General features: G+C 62.3%; 19 protein-coding genes and 3 pseudogenes. 13 read left to right on the top strand and 9 right to left on the bottom strand.

Annotated features, from left to right (window positions below):
* The first annotated feature begins 239 nt into the window (after positions 1-239).
* The 6 genes from scpA (at position 240) to P1U48_RS00725 (ending at position 5,635) form a co-directional block, all read left to right on the top strand.
* Positions 240-2,372 (top strand): methylmalonyl-CoA mutase, encoded by a 2,133-nt coding sequence (gene scpA / locus P1U48_RS00700; RefSeq protein WP_301066243.1) that lies wholly within the window; start codon positions 240-242, stop codon positions 2,370-2,372.
* A gap of 10 nt (positions 2,373-2,382) precedes the next feature.
* Positions 2,383-2,886, top strand: a complete 504-nt coding sequence (locus P1U48_RS00705; RefSeq protein WP_301066244.1) for an MAPEG family protein — start codon at positions 2,383-2,385, stop codon at positions 2,884-2,886.
* A 61-nt stretch (positions 2,887-2,947) separates the two neighbouring features.
* Positions 2,948-3,445, top strand: a complete 498-nt coding sequence (locus tag P1U48_RS00710; RefSeq protein WP_301066245.1) for a GNAT family N-acetyltransferase — start codon at positions 2,948-2,950, stop codon at positions 3,443-3,445.
* A 31-nt stretch (positions 3,446-3,476) separates the two neighbouring features.
* Positions 3,477-4,166 (top strand): TerB family tellurite resistance protein, encoded by a 690-nt coding sequence (locus P1U48_RS00715; RefSeq protein WP_301066854.1) that lies wholly within the window; start codon positions 3,477-3,479, stop codon positions 4,164-4,166.
* On the top strand, positions 4,166-5,191 hold the full coding sequence (locus P1U48_RS00720; RefSeq protein WP_301066246.1) for an endonuclease/exonuclease/phosphatase family protein: 1,026 nt from the start codon (positions 4,166-4,168) through the stop codon (positions 5,189-5,191). The genes P1U48_RS00715 and P1U48_RS00720 overlap by 1 nt, the downstream gene beginning before the upstream one ends.
* A 36-nt stretch (positions 5,192-5,227) precedes the next feature.
* Positions 5,228-5,635, top strand: coding sequence for a hypothetical protein (locus P1U48_RS00725; protein WP_301066247.1), 408 nt, complete (start codon positions 5,228-5,230; stop codon positions 5,633-5,635).
* A 3-nt stretch (positions 5,636-5,638) separates the two neighbouring features.
* Here P1U48_RS00725 and P1U48_RS00730 read toward each other — a convergent pair.
* Positions 5,639-5,842 (bottom strand): annotated as a pseudogene (locus tag P1U48_RS00730) (transposase); the annotation flags it as partial.
* 283 nt (positions 5,843-6,125) lie between these two features.
* Here P1U48_RS00730 and P1U48_RS00735 point away from each other — a divergent pair.
* Both P1U48_RS00735 and P1U48_RS00740 read left to right on the top strand, forming a co-directional pair.
* Positions 6,126-6,364, top strand: a pseudogene (locus P1U48_RS00735) (transposase); the annotation flags it as partial.
* 37 nt (positions 6,365-6,401) lie between these two features.
* Positions 6,402-6,503 (top strand): annotated as a pseudogene (locus tag P1U48_RS00740) (IS5/IS1182 family transposase); the annotation flags it as partial.
* A 196-nt stretch (positions 6,504-6,699) separates the two neighbouring features.
* Here the strand turns inward: P1U48_RS00740 and P1U48_RS00745 are convergent.
* A complete protein-coding gene (locus P1U48_RS00745) occupies positions 6,700-7,206 on the bottom strand; it encodes a MarR family transcriptional regulator (RefSeq protein ID WP_301066248.1) in 507 nt (168 codons plus the stop codon).
* Between the two features lie 260 nt (positions 7,207-7,466).
* On the opposite strand from P1U48_RS00745, the gene ectA reads away from it, so the two are divergent.
* From ectA to P1U48_RS00765, 4 genes are read left to right on the top strand one after another with little or no spacing between them, the layout of a single operon-like run.
* Entirely contained in the window at positions 7,467-7,952 is a 486-nt protein-coding gene (ectA, locus tag P1U48_RS00750) for a diaminobutyrate acetyltransferase (RefSeq protein WP_301066249.1), read from the top strand.
* Between the two features lie 53 nt (positions 7,953-8,005).
* A complete protein-coding gene (gene ectB, locus P1U48_RS00755; protein ID WP_301066250.1) occupies positions 8,006-9,295 on the top strand; it encodes a diaminobutyrate--2-oxoglutarate transaminase in 1,290 nt (429 codons plus the stop codon).
* Positions 9,296-9,300: 5 nt separating this feature from the next.
* On the top strand, positions 9,301-9,705 hold the full coding sequence (locus P1U48_RS00760; protein WP_301066251.1) for an ectoine synthase: 405 nt from the start codon (positions 9,301-9,303) through the stop codon (positions 9,703-9,705).
* Positions 9,702-11,126, top strand: coding sequence for an aspartate kinase (locus P1U48_RS00765; RefSeq protein ID WP_301066252.1), 1,425 nt, complete (start codon positions 9,702-9,704; stop codon positions 11,124-11,126). Before P1U48_RS00760 ends, P1U48_RS00765 begins: the two co-directional genes overlap by 4 nt.
* A gap of 417 nt (positions 11,127-11,543) precedes the next feature.
* On the opposite strand, the gene P1U48_RS00770 is transcribed toward P1U48_RS00765, so the two are convergent.
* The 6 genes from P1U48_RS00770 to P1U48_RS00795 form a co-directional block, all read right to left on the bottom strand.
* Complete coding sequence (locus P1U48_RS00770) at positions 11,544-12,647, bottom strand: NADH:flavin oxidoreductase/NADH oxidase (RefSeq protein WP_301066253.1); 1,104 nt, start codon at positions 12,645-12,647, stop codon at positions 11,544-11,546.
* 140 nt (positions 12,648-12,787) lie between these two features.
* Positions 12,788-13,534, bottom strand: coding sequence for an acyl-homoserine-lactone synthase (locus P1U48_RS00775; protein ID WP_301066254.1), 747 nt, complete (start codon positions 13,532-13,534; stop codon positions 12,788-12,790).
* Positions 13,535-13,759: 225 nt separating this feature from the next.
* Positions 13,760-15,310, bottom strand: a complete 1,551-nt coding sequence (locus P1U48_RS00780; RefSeq protein WP_301066255.1) for a HAMP domain-containing sensor histidine kinase — start codon at positions 15,308-15,310, stop codon at positions 13,760-13,762.
* 23 nt (positions 15,311-15,333) lie between these two features.
* Entirely contained in the window at positions 15,334-16,419 is a 1,086-nt protein-coding gene (locus tag P1U48_RS00785) for a response regulator (protein ID WP_301066256.1), read from the bottom strand.
* Between the two features lie 585 nt (positions 16,420-17,004).
* Positions 17,005-17,946 carry a nitronate monooxygenase gene (locus P1U48_RS00790; RefSeq protein WP_301066257.1) on the bottom strand — a complete coding sequence of 314 codons (942 nt, stop codon included), beginning with the start codon at positions 17,944-17,946 and terminating at the stop codon, positions 17,005-17,007.
* Between the two features lie 4 nt (positions 17,947-17,950).
* The gene (locus P1U48_RS00795) at positions 17,951-18,550 is read right to left on the bottom strand and encodes an SDR family oxidoreductase (protein ID WP_301066258.1); all 600 of its coding nucleotides are present in this window, start codon (positions 18,548-18,550) and stop codon (positions 17,951-17,953) included.
* A gap of 296 nt (positions 18,551-18,846) precedes the next feature.
* On the opposite strand from P1U48_RS00795, the gene P1U48_RS00800 reads away from it, so the two are divergent.
* Positions 18,847-19,740 (top strand): acyl-CoA thioesterase II, encoded by an 894-nt coding sequence (locus P1U48_RS00800; RefSeq protein WP_301066259.1) that lies wholly within the window; start codon positions 18,847-18,849, stop codon positions 19,738-19,740.
* A gap of 65 nt (positions 19,741-19,805) precedes the next feature.
* Here P1U48_RS00800 and P1U48_RS00805 read toward each other — a convergent pair whose 3' ends face one another.
* Positions 19,806-20,696, bottom strand: a complete 891-nt coding sequence (locus P1U48_RS00805) for an alpha/beta fold hydrolase (protein WP_301066260.1) — start codon at positions 20,694-20,696, stop codon at positions 19,806-19,808.
* Positions 20,697-20,845: the final 149 nt, after the last annotated feature.

Genomic DNA, 20,845 nt, shown 5'->3' on the forward strand with positions numbered 1-20,845 from the left:
GGGCCTCGGAATCAGGGCGCCGCACCGGCCCGGCAACCGGGGGCACTCCGGGGGGCTGACGCGACCCGGCCCGGTCTCCAGAGCGCGGCAATTCCGGCGGCAGGAGACCTGTGCCGACGATCTGTTCGGGCTGCGCGCCGGGGCCGACGGGCTGGCCCGGCTGGTCGAACATCAACAGAATTTCATGGGGCAGGCGGGGCCAAACCCGCCGCCAGACGATAGGACAAGAGGACGCCAAGATGACAAACAAACGGGACGAATGGTCAGCCATCGCCAAAAAGGAACTGCGCGGGCGCGCGGTCGAGGACCTGAACTGGAAAACCCTGGAGGGGATCGAGGTCAGGCCGCTCTATACGGCTGAGGACACCGCCGATCTGCCGCATATGAACAGCCTTCCGGGCAAGCCGCCGTTCACCCGTGGCGTCAAGGCGACGATGTATGCCGGGCGCCCCTGGACCATCCGCCAATATGCCGGGTTTTCCACCGCCGAGGAATCCAACGCCTTTTATCGCCGCAACCTGGCCGCCGGCCAGCAGGGGGTCTCGGTCGCCTTCGATCTGGCCACCCACCGCGGCTATGACAGTGATCACCCCCGCGTCGTCGGCGATGTCGGCAAGGCGGGCGTGGCCATCGACAGCGTCGAGGACATGAAGATCCTGTTCGACGGCATCCCGCTGGACAAGGTCTCGGTGTCGATGACGATGAACGGGGCAGTGGTGCCGATCCTGGCCAGTTTCATCGTCGCGGGTGAGGAACAGGGCCACGACAAGTCGCTGCTCGCGGGGACCATCCAGAACGATATCCTGAAGGAGTTCATGGTCCGCAACACCTATATCTATCCGCCCGAACCCTCGATGAAGATCATCTCGGACATCATCGAATACACCAGCAACGAGATGCCGAAGTTCAACTCGATCTCGATCTCCGGCTATCACATGCAGGAGGCCGGCGCGAACCTGGTGCAGGAGCTGGCCTATACCCTGGCGGACGGCAAGGAATATGTGCGCGCGGCGATGGCCGCCGGTATGGATGTGGATAAATTCGCCGGTCGGCTGTCGTTCTTTTTCGCCATCGGCATGAACTTTTTCATGGAAGCGGCGAAATTGCGTGCGGCAAGGCTGCTCTGGTATCGCATCATGGACGAGGTCGGGGCCAAGGACGAACGCTCCAAGATGCTGCGGACCCATTGCCAGACCTCGGGCGTGTCGCTGCAAGAGCAAGACCCCTACAACAACGTCATCCGCACCGCTTACGAGGCGATGAGCGCGGTGCTCGGCGGCACCCAGTCGCTGCACACCAACGCGCTGGACGAGGCGATCGCGCTGCCCACCGAATTCTCGGCCCGGATCGCGCGCAACACCCAGCTGGTGCTGCAAGAGGAAACCGGCGTCACCAACGTGGTCGATCCGTTGGCCGGGTCCTATTACGTCGAAAGCCTGACTCATGAGCTGGCCGAAAAGGCCTGGGCGCTGATCGAGGAGGTTGATGCGATGGGGGGCATGACCAAGGCGGTGGCTTCGGGCATGCCGAAACTCCGGATCGAGGAAAGTGCGGCCACAAGGCAGGCGCTGATCGATCGGGGTGATGAGGTGATCGTTGGGGTCAACAAATACCGCAAGGACAAGGAAGACCCGATCGACATTCTGGATGTCGACAACGTCGCCGTCCGCAAGAGCCAGATCGAACGTCTCGACCGGATCCGTGCCAGCCGCGACCAGGCCGCCTGCGACGCGGCCCTGGCCGAGTTGGAGCGGCGCGCCAGCGAAGGCGGCAACATCCTGCAAGCGGCGGTTGAGGCGGCGCGGGCGCGGGCGTCGGTAGGGGAAATCAGCATGGCGATGGAAAAGGTGTTCGGGCGTCACCGGGCCGAGGTGAAAACCCTCGCCGGGGTGTATGGCAAGGCCTATGAGGGCGACGCGGAATTCGAGGCGATCCAGAAATCGGTCGAGGCGTTCGCCGAGGACGAGGGTCGGCGCCCGCGGATGCTGGTGGTCAAGATGGGCCAGGACGGCCATGACCGCGGTGCCAAGGTGATCGCCACTGCTTTCGCCGATATCGGCTTTGACGTTGATGTCGGGCCGCTGTTCCAGACCCCGGAAGAGGCGGCGCAGGACGCCGTCGACAATGACGTGCATGTGGTCGGGATCTCCAGCCAGGCCGCGGGGCACAAGACCCTGGCGCCGCAGCTGATCCAGGCGCTGAAGGACAAGGACGCAGGCGAGATCATCGTGATTTGCGGCGGGGTGATCCCACAGCAGGATTACGATTTCCTGACCAAGGCCGGGGTCAAGGCGATCTTTGGTCCGGGCACCAATATCCCCTCGGCGGCGCAGGATATCCTGAAGCTGATCCGCCAGGCACGGACGGCCTGAGGCGGCAATCATGCCCAAGCGCGGCGTCATCCTGGCCAGCATGGCCCTCGGCTTGATCTGGGGGCTGGTGCTGCTGCGGCTGGGGGCGGGCTTGCGCCTGCCGCTGCCGCCCAGCATGGCGCTGGCGCTGGCCGGGTTTCCCGCCGGGCTGATCCTGATCGTGATGGTCGGGCGGCTGGCGCAGCGGCGGTTCTTTGACGACGCCAGCATCGACGGCGCCGCCTTTGCGCCGGGCGGGGCGGCGGCGATCGATCAATCGGTGCTGACCAACACCGTCGAACAGATCGCCCTGGCGCTGACCATCTGGCCGTTTGCCGCCTATGTGCTCGGCCCTGGCGTGGTGCTGGCGTTGGCGCTGAATTTTGCCGTGGCGCGGCTGTTGTTCTGGGCGGGCTATCACCTGTCGCCACCGCTGCGCGGCTTTGGCTTTGCGGCGACGTTTTACCCGACGGGTCTGGCGGCGCTCTGGATCCTCTGGCGGCTGCTGGGCGGGGCCTTTCCCCTGCCGTTCTGATCTGCCCTTGCCTTTGCCCGGGCAATCGGAAAAATCGGCCTGACAGCACAGGCGAGCCAGCATGCAGAATTTCACCATCCGCCCGGTCCGGGATGCGGATCATTCGCAGATCCTCGCGATCTGGAACCCGATCTTTCGCGACACGCTGGTGACCTTTGCCAGCGTCGAAAAGACCCCGGAGAGCCTGCGCGACTACATTGAGGCCCGGCGCGCCAATGGTCGGGAGTTTCTGGTCGCGGCCGAGGCGGATGAGGTGCTGGGCTTTGCCAGCTACGATCAGTTTCGCGGCGGCGATGGCTATGTCCATGCGATGGAACACACGGTGATCCTGGCGCAGGCGGCGCGCGGGCGCGGCATCGGGCGCGCCCTGATGCGCGCGATCGAGGATCACGCCCGGGCATCGGGCGCGCATACCATGGTGGCGGGGATCAGCGGCGGCAATCCCGGAGCGGTGCCGTTTCACGCCGCTGTCGGTTATCAGCCCTGCGGGCGGATGCCGCAATCGGGGCGCAAGTTCGGTCAATGGTATGATCTGATCCTGATGCAGAAAACCCTGTGATTCTGCGCTGCAGCGGTTAATGTCTGCGCCCATGTCGATCTGGACTCGCATCACCGAAGCGATTGCCGCCCTTGCCAAGGGCGAAGGGCTGACCGCTGTTTTCGACAAGCTGCGTGGCCCGCGTGAAAAAGGCGTCGCCTTTGCCATCGCGGTGATCGCTCTGGGGGCCAAGATGGCCAAGGCCGACGGCGTGGTCAGCCGGGTCGAGGTGCGCGCCTTTCGCGAGGTGTTCCGGATCGCGCCCGAGGACGAGGCCTCGGCGGCGCGGGTGTTCAACCTGGCCCGCCAGGATTCGGCCGGGTTCGAAGCCTATGCCAAGCGCATTGCCGGCATGTTTCGCGATGATCCCGGGGTGCTGTGCAACCTGTTGGAAGGGCTGTTTTATATTGCCATGGCCGATGGCGGATACCACCCCGAGGAAGACGCCTATCTGAAACAGGTGGCCGAGATTTTCGGTCTGGATGAGCGGGCCTTTAGCCGCCTGCGCGCCCGTTTTGTGCCCGAGGCCGAGCATGATCCCTATGACGTGCTCGACGTGGCGCATGACGCGCCGATGCCGGTGGTGCGCGCCGCCTGGCGGGCGGCGGTGCGGGCCAGCCACCCGGATCAATTGCAGGCCCAGGGTCTGCCGAAAGAATCGATCCGGATGGCAGAAAAGCGCATGGTCGACATCAACCGGGCCTGGGCCGAAATCCGCGAAGAACGCGGCGCGGCGGCCTGATGCGGATCGCCACCTGGAATGTCGAATGGTTCAATTCGCTGTTTGATGATCACGGCGCGCTGCTGCTGGATGATCGCTGGTCGGCCCGCCGCGATATCACCCGCGCGCAGCAGGCCGAAGCCATCGGCATTGTGATGACCGCGCTGGACGCCGATGCGTTGATGATCATCGAGGCGCCGGATCACAATGATCACCAGACCACAGTGACAGCGCTGCAAGGCTTTGCCGAGGTGTTTTCGCTGCGCGCCCGAAAAACCGTGGTCGGGTTTCCCAATGGCACCCAACAGGAAATCGCGCTGATGTATGACCCGGACGTGCTCAGCGCCCGGCACGCGCCCCTGGGTGATCCGACCGGCAAGAAGGGGGCGGAGGATGCGCCGCGCTTTGACGGGGTGTTCCGCATCGACCTCGACATCGACGCGAACGAGGATCTGGTGCGGTTTTCCAAGCCGCCGCTGGAGCTGGTGATCGAAACCCGCAAGGGGGCGACGTTTCGGATGATCGGCGCGCATCTGAAATCCAAGGCGCCGCATGGCGCGCGCGACCATGACGAGGTGATGCGCCTGTCGATCACCAACCGGCGCAAGCAATTGGCCCAGGCAATCTGGCTGCGTCAACGGGTGGTGCAGCATCTGCAGGCCAAGGAGTCGCTGATCCTGCTGGGCGATTTGAACGACGGGCCGGGGCTCGATCAGTATGAAAGCCTGTTTGGCCGATCCTCGGTTGAAATCGTGATGGGTGAGTCCGGTGAGCTGGGGCTTGTTGACCCGCATGCCCGCGCCGGGCTGACCCGCAAGCTGAGCGCGGTGCCGACCAGTGCCCGGTTCTATATTGCGCCGGAAAAGCGCTATCTGCAGGCGCTGCTCGATTACATCATGATCTCGCCCGATCTGGCCGAGCTTGCGCCGAGGTGGCACATCTGGCACCCGTTCGACGATCCCGCCTGCTGGGAGGTACCGGAATTGCGCGATGCGCTGATGACCGCCAGCGATCATTTCCCGGTGACGCTCGACATCGACTTGTGATTTGGGAATGGCGACGGCTGCGCCTATATTGACGCCATGAAACACACCGGATTGATCCTGGCCGCGCTGCTGGCCAGCGCCACACCGCTGGCCGCTGAAGACAAACGCCATGCCCCGGGCGAGGGGCTGTCGCTGATGGAACGCGGGGCGCAGATGTTTTTCCGCGGCCTGATGAGCGAGATGGAACCGGCGCTGAAGGAATTGCAGGGCTTCGCCATCGAGGTCGAACCGGCGCTGCGCAGTTTCGCCAAGGAAATGGGCCCGGCCCTGTCGGACATCCTGCGCAAGGTCGAGGATTTCAGCGTCTATCACCCGCCGGTGATCCTGCCGAATGGTGATATCATCATGCGCCGCAAGGTGCCGTTGGAGCCTGACGCGACAGATCCGGAGGCGACGCCCGAAACACCGGATCAGGGGCCGCCTGGCAAGCAGATCGACCTCTAGACATGTTGACAAAAGGCGCAGCCAGAGGCGGATTGAGGTGCTGTCTATGAAGCCCAGGAAACTTTCGGCAGTTTTGTCGTAGCGGGCTGCGACGCGGTGTGCGTTCTTGAGCGTGTTGAAGCACCGCTCGACCAAGTTGCGCAAGGAATCCGGCGAATGATCGGCACCGACGCGCATCTTGCGTGCTTTGCGCACCGGCATTCTGGGCGGACACTGAACCGGCAGCAAAAGGGGGCTGTCTGCCCCCTCGCGGCCGTTTCGGCCGCTCACCCCCGAGGATATTTTCGACCAGAGGAAGCCATGGGTGTCCCTCTGCTTCCTCTGGTGTCAAATATCCGGCCTTATGTATCAAACGTACCAAGAAACCGGAATCCTTGACCGCCGGTTTTAACTATCCTGCACCCATGTAGGACAAGTCGATAGATGGTGATCTGCCACGGGATTTTTCCTCCACCGTCGATTAGAGTCCGATCCAACTTGAGGACGGACAATGAGGCGGACAAGATTTACGGACGAGCAGATCATCGGCATTCTGAACGAGCACGATGCGGGCGCGAAGTGCGCGGAGCTGTGCCGCAGGCACGGCATGTCGGAAGGCCCCTTCTACAACTGAAAGCCAAGTTCGGCGGCATGACGGTGTCGGCGGTAAAGCGTCTGAAGGCGCTCGAGGGTGAGAGCGCGAAGCTCAAGAAGCTGCTGGCCGCGATGAAAGAGCTGGTTTCAAGAAAGTGGTGACGCCGGCCGTGCCGGATTGTCGGGGCCGCTGCGACAGGGTTTTGGCCGCTCAAGAGGTGGCCTCACGACCAAGAGCCATCTGCGCGTCAACGCAGCAGGCCTGCCCATGAGAACCGAGATCACACCGGGCCAGCAGATCGGCGCTCTCTTCGTTCTCGGCCTTCAGCTTCGGACCATACCGATAGCAGATCTCGCTGACCTCGAAGGTTTGTTCGTTCCGGTGAAGCCGAACGGCTCCACGCTCTGGCAGATGAAGTATCGTCTCTTTGGCAAAGAACGTCTGTTTTCGATTGGGGTCACATCGCGACGTCCCAAGGTCGAGAGCGGTGTTACCCAGAGGTTTTGGCGGCTTGGATTTCACCTGTGGTCAGGACCGGGGACGCGTCGAGGTCGTCGGCGTCAAGCATCGCGGCCACCCGTTCGAGCGAGGCCACAAGCTGAGCCTGCTCCCAGTCATGCAAGGTTTCGAACGCGCGCACAAAACGCTGCTGAAGCGCATCCGGCGCCGCCTTCACGGCGGTGCTGCCGCGCTCGGTGATTGTCACGTTGGTCTGGCGCCGGTCGGTCTCGGAGCGCTGCCGGACCACCAACCCGCCGACCACCAGTTTGTCGACCAACGCCGTCACTGTCGCCTGGGCCACGCCCATCCGCGTGGCGAGCGCCTTCGGGGTGGCGTTTTTTCCCGGCTGGCCTTGTAAAATCTGCAGCACTCGAAGCTTGGCCGGGGTCAGTCCAACCGCCTGCGCGAGGTCGCGTTCGTAAAGCTCAGTCGCGCGCAGAACACGCCGTAGCGCGATCAGACTTTCATCGATGCGATCGTGGCCTGGCTCTGTCATGGCGTCAGTATCGCATGAAGGTGCAAGCGGCTTCAATCCTCGGAAAACCCACGCCATGCTTCGCTTGTCTAAGATGTTTTTGTGTAGAGTGCTTCCGGTAATGTTATAATAATATGTAGAAATTTGTGGTTTTTGGGGAATATCCTTCGACTATTGAAGTTTTCCTTACAACCTATTAGTTAGTAAGGTGAAGCAATTGAGGGACGACCAACATGCCTGTGAGCACCGCAAAAACCCGAACTCGGACGCCCCTTCTGCGCATGCCGAATGCGACGGACGGGGCCGATATCTGGGCGCTGGTGAAAAACTGCAAGCCGCTCGACGAGAATTCGATGTACTGCAACGTGATCCAGGCAGATCATTTTTCTGACACCTGCGTGGTGGCAGAACTCGATGGCGAGGTCGTTGGTTGGATTTCGGGTCACATGATCCCGACCAAAAACGAGCTGTTCGTCTGGCAGGTCGCCGTCAGCCCCAAGGCGCGCGGCCTTGGGCTTGGCAAGTTGATGCTGCTTGAGCTGATCGAGCGCGACGCCTGCGACGGCGCCACGCATCTGAAGACAACGATTACCGAGAGCAATGCGGCGTCGTGGGCTCTGTTTCGCGGCTTTGCCCGCGCAATCGGCGGCACGCTTGACGATGCACCGCATTTCCAACGGCACGCGCATTTCGACGGGCGCCACCCGACCGAGCATCTGGTCTCGGTGTCGCTGCCCGACGGCAAAGAAGCCGCCCGCGCAGCCTGATCGTTCTTCATCTCAGACATTCCAGCAACGCATTCTGTGCGAAAGGAACTTCCATGCCGAATGACATGAACCAAGCCGATGATATCTTTCACCGCCGCGAGAGCGCGGCGCGATCGTATTGCCGCAACATGCCGACTGTTTTCACGGCGGGCCGTGGGTCTGAGTTGTTTGGCGAGAACGGCGAGCACTATATCGACTTTCTCGCCGGGTGTTCCTCGCTCAACTACGGCCACAATGACCCGGATATGAAAGCGGCATTGATCGCGCATATCTCGGGCGACGGTATCGCCCATGGGCTCGATTTGCACACCGACGCAAAGGCGGGCTTCTTGCGCGCCTTCGAGACGCATATTCTGCAGCCTCGCGGTATGGATCACCGCGTCATGTTCACCGGACCGACCGGCGCCAACGCTGTCGAGGCGGCGATGAAGATCGCGCGCAAGGTGACGGGCCGGAGCAACGTAATCGCGTTTACCAACGGTTTTCACGGCGTCACCATGGGCGCGCTGGCGGCGACAGGCAACGGTTACCACCGGGGCGGCGCGGCGATGGATACCCAAGGCGTCACCCGCATGCCGTTTGATGGTTATGCCGAGGGCGTCGACAGTGCCGCGCTGCTGGATCAGATGCTGAGCGACCCGTCCGGCGGCATTGATGCCCCGGCTGCGATCTTGTTTGAGACCGTTCAAGGCGAAGGTGGGCTGAACGCCGCCAGCCCCGAGTGGGTTCGCAAGGTTGCCGATATCGCCAAGAAACACGGCGCGCTGTTGATCATCGATGATATTCAGGCGGGGGTTGGCCGCACCGGCACGTTCTTTTCGTTCGAAGAGATGGGCGTGATCCCGGATATCGTGACCTTGGCAAAGTCGATCTCTGGCTTTGGCCTGCCCTTGGCGCTGGTTCTGGTGCGCCCCGAATGTGACGTGTTCGGCCCGGCCGAGCACAACGGCACCTTTCGTGGCAATACCCATGCCTTTGTGACGGCCCGTGTGGCGATCGAGAAATTCTGGGCCGACGCGGGGTTTCAGCGTGACCTGGCCGCAAAGTCGGTGTTCGTGACGAGCGCTTTGTCCGAAGTCGCCGCACTGGTGCCGGGGGCCAAGCTGAAGGGCCGTGGATTGATGCAAGGCGTCGATGTCGGCACCGGCGCGCTCGCCGCCGAGATTTGCGCGCGCGCTTTCGAAAAAGGGCTGATCATCGAGACTTCGGGCAACGAAGACCAGGTGGTCAAGGTTCTCGCCCCGCTTACCACCACGACCGAAACCCTACGCGCCGGGTTCAACATCCTGCTGGCCGCCACCCGCGACGCGATCACTGACACAACCTTGCTGGCAGCGGAGTAATCACCATGATTGTACGCGATTTCAACGACATCGTAAAAAACGACCCGAGCCGTGTTGTCACCGACGCCAAGTGGACGTCAGTGCGCATGCTGCTGGCAAACGACGGCATGGGATTTTCGTTCCATCTGACGTTTCTTGAAGCCGGTTCGGAGCACACGTTCGAATACAAGAACCATTTCGAGAGCGTTTATTGCATTCAGGGCAAGGGCTCGATCACCGATCTGGCCACCAACGAGACCCATGAGATCAAGCCGGGCGTGATGTATGCGCTGAACGAACATGACCGCCACGTGCTGCGGGCAGAAGAAGAACTGGTGATGGCCTGCGTTTTCAACCCGCCAGTCACCGGCACCGAAGTTCACCGCGCTGATGGCTCTTACGCCGCGGCAGAGGATTTGGCAGACGCATGAGCCATACGGTTGAGAAAATCGGCGGCACGTCGATGTCACGGCTCGCCGAGTTGCGCGATACGCTGATCATCGGCGACCGGGACGCAGCCAATATGTATGGCCGGATCTTTGTTGTCTCGGCCTTCGGCGGGATCACCAACCTACTGCTCGACCACAAGAAGACCGGCGAGCCGGGCGTGTTTTCGGCCTTTGCCAATGATGACAACGGCCACGGCTGGCACGACCGGCTCGACCTTGTTCAGGCGGCGATGATCGACGCACACACCGGCTTGCTCGACAATTCCGCCGACAGCGAGCGCGCCGACGCCTTTGTGCGGGACCGCGTGCTTGGCGCCCGCAACTGCCTGATCGACTTGCAGAGGCTGTGTTCTTACGGGCACTTCCGGTTGTCTGAACACATGGCCCAAACCCGCGAGCTGCTGTCGGGTCTGGGCGAGGCGCATTCGGCCTTTGTCACCACGCTGATGCTGCTACGCGCCGGGGTCAACGCCCGCTTTGTCGACCTGACCGGTTGGCGCGACGAGGGCGACGTGAGCCTTGATGAACGGATTACCGGTGCCATGGAGGGCGTCGACCCGATGCGCGAAATGCCCATCGTCACCGGCTATGCGCAATGCGCCGAAGGGCTGATGGGGGAATATGATCGCGGCTATTCCGAGGTCACTTTTTCGCGGCTTGCGGCGCTGACCGGCGCCCGCGAGGCGATCATCCACAAGGAATATCACCTGTCCTCGGCCGATCCGCTGCTGGTTGGCGCCGATTCTGTGCGCAAGCTCGGGCGGACCAATTACGACGTGGCCGACCAGCTGTCGAATATGGGCATGGAGGCGATCCACCCCAAGGCGGCGAAAACCATGCGCCAAGCCGATGTGCCGCTGCGTGTGACCAACGCCTTCGAACCGCAGGACCCGGGAACCTTAATCGACGATCAACCGGCTGAAACGCCCGCCGTCGAGGTCGTGACCGGGCTCGATCTGGTGGCCTTCGAGGTGTTCGAGCAGGACATGGTCGGCGTGAAGGGCTATGACGCCGCGATCCTGGAGGTTCTGACCCGCCACAACGTGCGGATCGTTTCGAAAGTGTCGAACGCCAACACGATCACCCATTATGTCGATGCATCGCTGAAGGCGCTGCGCCGGGTCGAAAAAGACCTTGCCGCGCGCTATCCCGCGGCGGATATCTCGTCGCGCACGGTCTCGATGGCCGCGGTCATCGGGCGCGACCTGGCGGGGCTGTCGGTGTTGACGCGTGGCCTGCAGGCGATTGCCGAAGCGGGGCTCAGCGCAATCGGAGCAAGTCAGGGCCCGCGCAACGTGGACGTGCAGTTCATCCTAGATCGGGCCGATCTGAAGCAGGCCATTGTGGCGTTGCACGGGGCGCTCGTGGTGCAAACCCGAACTGGGTTAATGAAGGCCGCGTAAACGCGACGCCAGCGCACCGGTGGACCGGCCTCTCTGGCGCGGCTTTGCCTTTACCGGCTCCAGGCAAGGCGAGGCAATTTGAGAGCGGCCAAACCAGTCGTAAATGCCCGCTGGCGCTGCTCGGCCGCATCCCGCCCGACCGGTAGCTTTCGCGGGCGCAGCATAGGCTGGATCCGAACGGCGGGACGTGTCGTTCGGGCACCGTGGTGCCTTCCTCGCCTTGTTTGATGATGAACGCCCGCTGCGGGTTCAACGCGGCCCGAATGGGGCGCCAGTTCCTCACCCCAACATGTTGATGTAGAGGGAAAGCGTTTCTGCCTGAGGCCCACACGGCCCAAGGCTTGCGCCATCCGCTGGATCAGATGGGGCAACACACCGCTGTTCGCGGTTCCAATGGATCAGCGCTTTAGGCGTCAATCACCGCCAACCGCGCTTGGCGCGATTGGCCAGCCAATGGCGCTGCTGGTCTGGCAACAGATCGAAGGGTGACTCTTCGCCAAGCGCCACGGCCGCGTGAAACGGCCAATTCGGGTCGTTCTGAGCTTCGCGTCCAACGGCAATCAAATCGGCGTCTCCGGCCTCTAGGATCTGTTCGGCATGCGCGGGGTCGATGATCAGCCCGACCGCCATGGTCTTGATCCCGGCGTCCCGACGCAGCGCGGCGGCATAGGGCACCTGATAGCCAAGCTCCAGCGGCGACCCGCCTGCGCTGCGCCCGATCCCGCCCGAGGAACAATCGATCACGTCGACACCCAGATCGGCCAGCCGCTTGCTCAGCGCGATGCTGTCGGCGACCGTCCAATTCGCATGATCCTCGACCGAAAGCCGCACGAACAGCGGCTTGTCATCGGGCCAGATCTTGCGCACCCCCTCGATGATCTCGCAGAGGAAGCGGGTGCGGTTCTCGAAACTGCCGCCATATTCGTCGCTGCGCTGGTTGGTGACATCCGAGAGGAACTGGTTGACCAGATAGCCATGCGCCCCGTGGATTTCGAGCACTTCAAAGCCCGCCTTGCGTGCCCGGTCGGCCGCTGCAATCCAGTTGGCAATCACGGTGCGGACGCCGGCGGTATCCAGCGCCTCCGGGGTTTCATACCCATTGCCCTGGGCGATGGCGCTCGGGCCGATGATGCGCCAGCTGGGGTCCTCGGAGTCCGGCCCGGTCAGCGCCTGCCCGCCCTCCCAGGGGCGAAAACGCTTGGCCTTGCGACCGGAATGGCCAAGCTGGATGCCGGGGACCGCACCGCAGTGGCGAATGAAATCCGCCAGCCGCGTCATGCCGGGGATGAATTTGTCGTCCCAGAGTCCCAGGTCGCCCACGGTGCCGGCGCCGCGCCGTTCCACCTTGGTGCTTTCCACAAAGAACAAGCCCGGTCCGCCAGCCGCGAACCGGCCCGCGTTCATCATCGTCCAGTCAGAGACGTGACCCTGGTCGGCGGCGTATTGGTGCATCGGTGGAATGACGATCCGATTGCGCAGGCGCACGCCGCGCAGGTCGATTGGCGAAAACAGCTTGCTCATAAGGTGGCCTCGTATGTGCGAAGGGGTGCTGCTGTGATAGGGCGCAAGCCGCCCAAGTCCAAGCATTGGCCGCAAGCTGCACATGCGTGTCCAGAATTGTGGTCGTCGCTCTCACCAGGCAATGAGCCCGGCTCGGCCGCTCAATGCAGCCGATCACCCAGCCCGAACAACGCGGCCTGGCTCCAGGTGCCGTCGATGTTGAATTTTGGTCCGACCGGCGCGGCGTCCATACCGATGCGCTTCAGCCAACGCGAGAACACCGACGGAACGATGCCGATGACGTTGGTGGCGCCGCATTGGGCGGCGGTGGCTTGCATGGCGTTCAGCAGCAGGCGCTGGACCAATGGCCGGCGGCCAGCGTCGACGCTGTCAACGATGAACAGACGGGTGGCCTCCCAGGTGCGCTGATCGACCGGGGCCTCGAAAAACAGCACATCATCGGGAATGCCGGGCAGCAGGCCAAGCTGGGCATCGCGCAGCATATAGCTGTAATGCGCACAATGGGCGGTGGTCGGCATCAGGCGAATACCCGCCAGCACCTGGCCATATTCATGGACCGCGACCCAGCGCGCTTCGGGGGTGTCGTATTGGTCGAATTCCAGCCCCTCGGTCTGCGGCAGGTTCCAGTGCAGCCGGTCGATGAACACCTCGTGCCGGGCGCGCATGAATTGCAGCATCAGATCGCCATATTGCGACATCGTCATCCAGGACATCGCGGTGACCTGAATGGCACCCAGTTTCGCGGTTTCTTCGCCGGTCAAAGTCGAGCGCGCGGCACCGCGTTTCAAAATGATAGGGGCGGCCTTACTGTCGGTGTCGCCCGGTTCCAATTCTGGAAATACGATGTCGGCGCGTTTGCTTAGCGCCAGCCCCCTTTGATGCTGCATGTCAGCCAGTGCCCCATTTTTCCCAAGGTCAATTTGACGGGTCGTGGGAGGGCTGTCTACTCAACTAAGTCAAGAGTGTGGCAAGAATTGGATTCCTTATGCGTGTATCGCATTCCTGCAACAGTTTCTGGTCAATTTGCAGGCATTGGGCAGGGAAGTCTTCAGGAAAATTCGTAAAATCAGACGTTTCCCGGACATACCTCAGGTTCCTTCTGCTGGGGTCTCCTAGATCTGCCCCACGGATGGCATCGGAATCGTGTCGGGGTCGTTCCACGGTGCCGGGTCTTTGGGCGGCCTGCTGGCACTGGCCGCTTTTCTGGTGCCGGCCGCTTTGGCGTGTCGCGGTGTCACGGGTCTTGGTTTAACGACTTTTGCCTTGTTGGGCTTTTCTGCGACGGCGTCCTTGCTGGGTTCTGGGATCCGGTCAAAGGCAACCATGAAGGTGGTGCCGACGCCCAATTCACTGAAATAGTCGATCACCCCTTTGTGCAGCTCGACGATCTGCTTGGTGATGTTCATACCGAGTCCGGTGCCACCAACGTCGCGCTCATCCGAACTGTCGACCTGGCTGAACTGGCCAAAGACCTTGTCCTGGCTGCCCTCGGGAATGCCGATGCCGTTATCCTCGACAAAGACCACCACCTTGGTGTCGGCCTGTTCGCAGCGCAGGGTCACGGTTTCACCGTGATCGGAAAACTTCACCGCGTTGGAAATCAGATTGGTCATCACCTGGGTCATCCGGCGGCTGTCGGCCGAGATAAAGGTCCGTGTTCCCGGATTGACGTAATCGAGATAGACGCCATGGGTGTCGGCAAAGCCGTGATTCATCTGCACCGCATCCTCGATCAGTTCCTCAAGGCAAAGTGGTTTGAGGTCGCTCAGGAAGTGGCCGGCCTCCATGCTTTGCACGTCCAGAATATCGTTGATCAGATCGGACAGGCGCTTGCAGTTGCGCCCGGCCAGATCGAGAACGGGCGCCAGTTCCTTGGGAAAGGTGCCAAGCGCGCCGCTGGCGATCAGATCCAGCGAGCCTTTGATCGAGGTCAGCGGAGTGCGCAATTCGTGACTGACGGTCGAGACGAAATTCGATTTCACCTTGAATGCCGACATGGTCTTGGCGTGTTCGGCCTCAAGCTTGGTGATATAGGCCTGATTTTCGCGATACATGCCGAGGAAGAGCCGCGACACGTCGAGGATGAAATACATCACGAACACGACGGTGAAGAACTGCAACCAGATCGGCGAGGTGATCGGTGGCATATAGCGCACCACATCTATCAGCGCGATGGTGGTAAAGCCGACCGCGTAAATCGCCAGCCGTATCACCAAGGCACCGATGATATTGTGATTGTTCATCGCACAGAACAGGGCCGCCGCGAACAGGAAGAACAACGGTGCGAAATGGTCGCCGCTGCGTTGTTCCAGGGCGACCATCAGCACGAAAAGCGTGATCGCTGTGGCGCTGAGCGCCGTGTTGAGCAGGATCTGGATAGAGAAGGCGCGTGCTTGCTTGGCGCCCGTGCCTTCCCAATTCGCGACGCGACGGGCCAGGCGCAGATCAAGCAGCTCGGTGAGCAAGACTATGGAATAGCACAGCAGGGCCTTGGGCGCGTTGATATAGGCGACGGCAAGGACCGTCGCCGCTGCAAAAATGCCTTGGCGCTGCCAGATCAACGCGCGGATGGCGGTGGTGTAATCGACAATCTGCTGACGGGTTTGGTGCAGGAATGCCCGGCGCAGGAATCGGATGTATTTTGTGTCGGTCAAAGCGGTCATCGCGAAGCCCCTCGAATATATGATCAGCCGTTGCGCAGAGAATCGAGCAACATTTTCTCATAGGCCTTTCGGTCCGGGCGCCGCTGAGCGCGTGGAGCGTCGGGCTGGGGGGGCTGCGCCGAGGGCCGGGCCCGAAGCGCCGGTGCGGTGCGGGGCAGGGGCGCCTCGGCGATTTCCACCGGGGCGGGGTCGATGACGATCGGATCGAGGTTTTCGGATTTCTCAATCGCCGCCTGCAGCAGGTCGCCGCCCGAGGTCTCGGTAAAGGCAGACATTTCGGCATGGTCGCCGACCACGGTCTCAGGGCGGGGATGGGAAAACGCATCTGCCGCCATCGCAGTGGCAATTTTGCGCGCCAGCGCCGAGGTGTTGGTTTTGCGGCTGCCATATTCGGCGCAGAGGAAGATGCCATTGCCCTTGTAGGTCAGCAGGCTACCGTTCACCTTGGTCGCCTTGGACAGTTGCTCGGCCACCTTGAATATGGCGTTGTAGAAATCCATCGACGACACGCTGGCATTGATTGCCGCGCCATTGGTCACCCGAACCGCAAAGGCGCAGGTGTGCGTCGCCTTGGAGCGTGACATCTGTTGCACATAGTTTTCGAACTCGGAGGCACCGATGAAGCGTTCGACCTGCGAAAAGTCGAGTCCGGTGGTGTAATCGTGCTTTTCGTGGAAAAACACCGAGCGCATCATCGCCGGATTGGCCTCGGTCGCGGAGGCAGGCGCCTTGGAGTATTTCAGCTTGCGTGCCGCGTTCAGCCGTTGCTTGAGGTTCTCAAAGTCAAACGGCTTGGTCACATAGTCGGTGGCCCCGGCGTCAAACGCCTTTTCCACATAGGACATCTGCGACATCGCGGTGAGCATCAGGATCGGCGCGGATTTGTAGAGGTCAGAGGCCCGGATTGCGCGGCACAATTCGATGCCGTTCATTTCGGGCATCTGAATGTCGAGCAGGAACGCATCGAACTCGCGCGGCTTGCCTTCAATCATTTCCAGCGCCTGCTTCGCAGACCTGGCTGTCTTGATTTTGTAGGTCCCCAGAGCCTTGAGCGCAACGCTCAGGAGCTCAAGGATGCTTGGTTCGTCATCTACAATTAGAAGTCGCATTTCACTGTTCCATCACTGCTGCCAATAGCCTGCCCGTTCGCGCCTTCTGATGTGACCGTAGCGGATAGACTATTTTCTTTCTGGGGCCTCTCGCTACATGCGTAACAGCGAATTTTGTCAAAAAAGTGCCCATGGGTAATTAATTGTTCGGTACAATGGGCTGATAGGGCGCTTTTGGTGCTTTTTTAACTTTTATTTAACCAGATGGCAGGCTTTGGCAGTGGAGATGGCTGTCAGACTGCAAGAGCAGGGTCTTGCTCTGGGGTTGGAGTTCCCCCGGTTCGATGGCCACTTTTCACTGATGAAGGAGAGTGTTTTCATGCCGGGAACGCGGAACCCGTAGCCTGCGGAATTCAGGGATCAGATGGTCACGCGGGTGCGCATTGGGCGCAGGGTTGAAAGTTTGGCGCGGGCGTATGAGCCTTGCGACGCCAACCGGCGGCGCAAACCTGTTTTCGCGCACAGACCTCGGGCCGCGCCGTCTGCGACGTCGCGCGAGGGGCGGGCGCAGAGGGGATTGACCCTTCTGCAGCCGCAGCTTCCGGCCCGCAGCGTCCGACGATGGGCGTGAACTCCAGGAGAAGATCAGGCGGCGTCGAATTCCGCGGCCATCTCGGCGACGAGTTCGGCTACGGGTCGGGGGGCGCCGACGCCCGAGACCGAATGCCCGGCGGCCCAGATGTTTTTCCAGCGTTTCGGGCGCTCATGGCCACCAGCGCCGTAGAGTTCCGAGGCCCGGGCCGGGGTCATGGTCTCGTCGAGATCGTCAAGGCCGAGGCCGGTGGACAGGATCGAAGGTTTCAGGAAATTCGCCGCCAGCCCGGTGAAGGTCTTGGTGGTGATCACCTCATCGAGGCTGCTGTCGGCCAGCATCTGTTTGTAGCCCGCTTCGGCCAGGCTTTCATCCGTGGCGATGAACCTTGTGCCGAGATAGGCGAGATCGGCGCCGAGCACCCGCGCCGCACGAATCGAGGCACCGTCGGTCAGCCCGCCCGACAGGATCACCGGCCCGTCATAAAAGCGGCGCACCGCCCGCACAAAGGCAAAGGGGTTGGCCCAGCCGGTCTGCCCCCCGGCACCGGCCGAAAGCAGCACCAGCCCGTCGACCCCGGCTTCGACCGCGCGGCGGGCGTGATGCAGCGAGGCGATATCGGCAAAGACCAGGGCCCCGGCCTGTTTCAGCACCGGCATCACCGGCACTGGCGAGCCGACGGCGGTGATCACGATCTCGACTCCGGCCTCGGTCAGGATCGCCGCATCCTCCTGCACCCGAGGGTTGCGCATGATCAGGTTGGCGGCCCAGGGCGCGGCATTGGGAGTGAGCCCGGCGCGGATCGCGTTGACCCAGTCGCGCAGCTGATCGGTGCTGCGGGCATTCACCGTCGGAAAGGATCCGATCACCCCGGCATTGCAGCAGGCGGTCACCAGATCGACCCCGGAAATCCGCAGCATCGGGGCCGAAACCACCGGCAGACGCAGGCGCGAGGTGATGCTGGCGGGCAGGCGGGAGGGGGGCAGGTCGCTCATCGTCTCATACCCCCAGATGGAAACCGCCCGAGACCGAATAGGTCTGGCCGGTGATCCATTCCGAGGCGTCCGAGGACAGGAACAATGCCATATTGGCAATATCGGTGGGCTCACCCGGGCGGCGGACAATACGGCGGCTCATCATCTTTTTCAGCCGCTCCGGGTCGGCCTCGTATTTCTTGCGCACATCGGGCGTGGCGGTAAAGGCGATGGCGATGCAGTTCGCGGTGATGCCGTGCCGCCCCAGGGTGCGGGCGCAGCCGCGCAGGAAGCCTGCAGCCCCGGCCTTGGCCCCGGCATAAATCTCCAGCTCGCTGTCGCCGAAATGGGCCGCCTCCGAGATGATGGTGATGATCCGGCCTGGTGCCTGACGTTCGATCAGCCCCGCGATTACCGCCGAGGTGGCGTTGATTACCCAATAGAAATTCACCCCTATAAAGCTGTTCCAATCCGCGGGCCCGGTGGTCCAGAACGGGGCGCGGGCGTTGTCGGTCGGGGTGGCGCCGATATTGCCGACATTGCATTGATAGGCCAGGGCGGTGCCGCCCGCAGCGCGCACCTCTTCGGCCACGGCTTCGACGCGGTCGGCCTGGAAATCACTCACCACCACACCGGGGCAGCCATGGCTGGCCAGATGCAGGGCGATCTGGCGGCCCCCCCCTGGCCGGCGCCGGTGATCAGGGCTGGACGCCCGCCCGGGGTCAGAATATCGTCGCTCATGGCATGCTCCTCCGCTCGATGCTGGGCCTAGGATCGAGGCATTCTACCGCGCGGTCAATCCTTGGTCTGATCGGTTGTGGTTTGCATGCGGCATTGCAGAATCCGCTTGCATTCGGACTATGCTTGCAGGACGTAGCACCCGGCCCGCGCCAGTGGCGGGCGAGCAGACTGGAGAAACCGATGAGCGACGCAGTGGCAAACCGGGCACCCCAGGGCGAGGATGAGCTGACTACAATCCTTGACGTGGAGCGGCTCGAAGACAATTTCTTTCGTGGCATCGCAACCCCGTCGGGGCGTGGCCGCAGTTTCGGCGGTCAGGTGATCGCCCAGGCGCTGATGTCCGCGACCCGCACGGTCAGCGACGACCGGGCGGCGCATTCGCTGCATGCCTATTTCATGCGCCCCGGCAATGCCGCCGAACCGGTGCTCTATCAGATCGAGCGTGACCGCGACGGTGGCAGCTTTACCACCCGTCGGGTGGTGGCGGTGCAATCGGGGCGCCCGATCCTGAACATGGCCGCGTCGTTCCAGGTGGATGAACCGGGGCTGCATCACCAGGAAGACATGCCCAAGGTGCCGCCGCCCGAAGACCTGTTGAACGAACAGGAGCTGGCCGAGGCGCATCGCGAAAACCTGGAGGATGAATATTACAAGTTCCTCAAACGCGCCCGCCCGATCGAGGTCCGCCCCTGCGAGCCACGGCCGCCGTTTGAGGAAACCGGATCGATCCTGGTGCAGCATGCATGGATGCGCGCCCGTGCGGCGATGCCGGACAGCCCGGCGCTGCATCGCACCGCTTTGGCCTATACTTCGGATATGGGTATCCTTGGCGCCTCGCTGACCCGCAACGGGGTCAGTTTCGGACGTGAGGATATGATGGTTGCCAGCCTCGACCATGCGCTGTGGATGCATGGCGATCTCCGGATGGACGAATGGCTGCTCTATGTGATGGACAGCACCTGGTCGGGTAAAGCTCGCGGCTTTACCAGGGGCCGGATTTTCACCCGTGATGGCCGCATGGTCGCCAACGTGGCGCAAGAGGGGCTGATCCGGAAAATTTCCGCCAAGACGTGATCGCCTGAAAACCGGCGATGGCACATGGCCCCGGGTCACCAGAGCGGTGGCCCGGGGTTTTGCGTTCAGACCTTGAGCGCTGCGGTTTCGATGCCGTCGATGATCCGGGGCCAGATCTCGGGGGGCATGTTGTGGCCCATGCCGTCGATCTCGATCAGGTCGGACCCTGGCACATTGGCGGCGGTGTCGCGCCCGCCCGCAATTGGCACCAGCGGATCCTGTAGCCCGTGAATGACCACCGTCGGCAGCGTCAGCTTGTTCAGGAACGGCCGCCGGTCATAGGTGGCAAGGATCGCGGCATATTGCCGGGGAAAGCCGGTCGGATGGAACGAACGTTCGTAGTCAACCAGGATCGCGGCGCGAATATCGGCGACTGGCTGCGGCCAGGCCGGGCTGCCGATGACCTGGGCGGTGTTGACGCCATGGGCGATGAAAGCCTCCAGATCCTGGGTCGGGTCCGGGCGCGGGGTGGTCAGCGCCGCCAGTGCCTCAGGGGTGCCGTTGGGCAATTCGGGATTGCCGGTGTTCGACATGATCGAGGTCAGCGACAGCGCCTTGGCGGGATGTTCGATCGCCACCAGTTGGGCGATCATCCCGCCCATCGAAAAGCCGCAGATATGCGCCTGCGCAATCCCGAGGTGATCGAGCAACGCCGCGCAATCCCCAGCCATATCCGATAGCTGATAGGCGAGGTCGGCCTTGCGGCCCTCGGCCTTGGCTTTTGAGGCTTCCCGAAAATCGGGTATGCCGTGGTCGGTGAATTTCTGGCTCAGGCCAATGTCGCGGTTGTCCATCCGGACCACCCGATATCCACGTCCGGCCAGCAGGTCGACAAAGCCCTGGGGGAAGCGGGTCATCTGGGTGCCGACACCGGTGATCAGCAGAATGGGTTTGCCATCATCCGGTCCTTCGACCTGATAATAGATATCGATCCCGTTGACATCGGCCTGGGGCATGCGCGTGTCCTCCGTTTCACGTGATCCTCAGGTTAAGCGGGCAGGGCGGGGAAGGAAACCGGATTTCAGCGATCTGTCGAGGCGAACGAGGCGAGTTTCGGGGCCCCATTTGACCCTTTCACCGGCAGCAAGATGTAGGCTTTTAGAGA

Origin of the sequence: Pseudooceanicola sp. (assembly GCF_029213205.1) — a bacterium.
Classification (GTDB): domain Bacteria; phylum Pseudomonadota; class Alphaproteobacteria; order Rhodobacterales; family Rhodobacteraceae; genus Pseudooceanicola.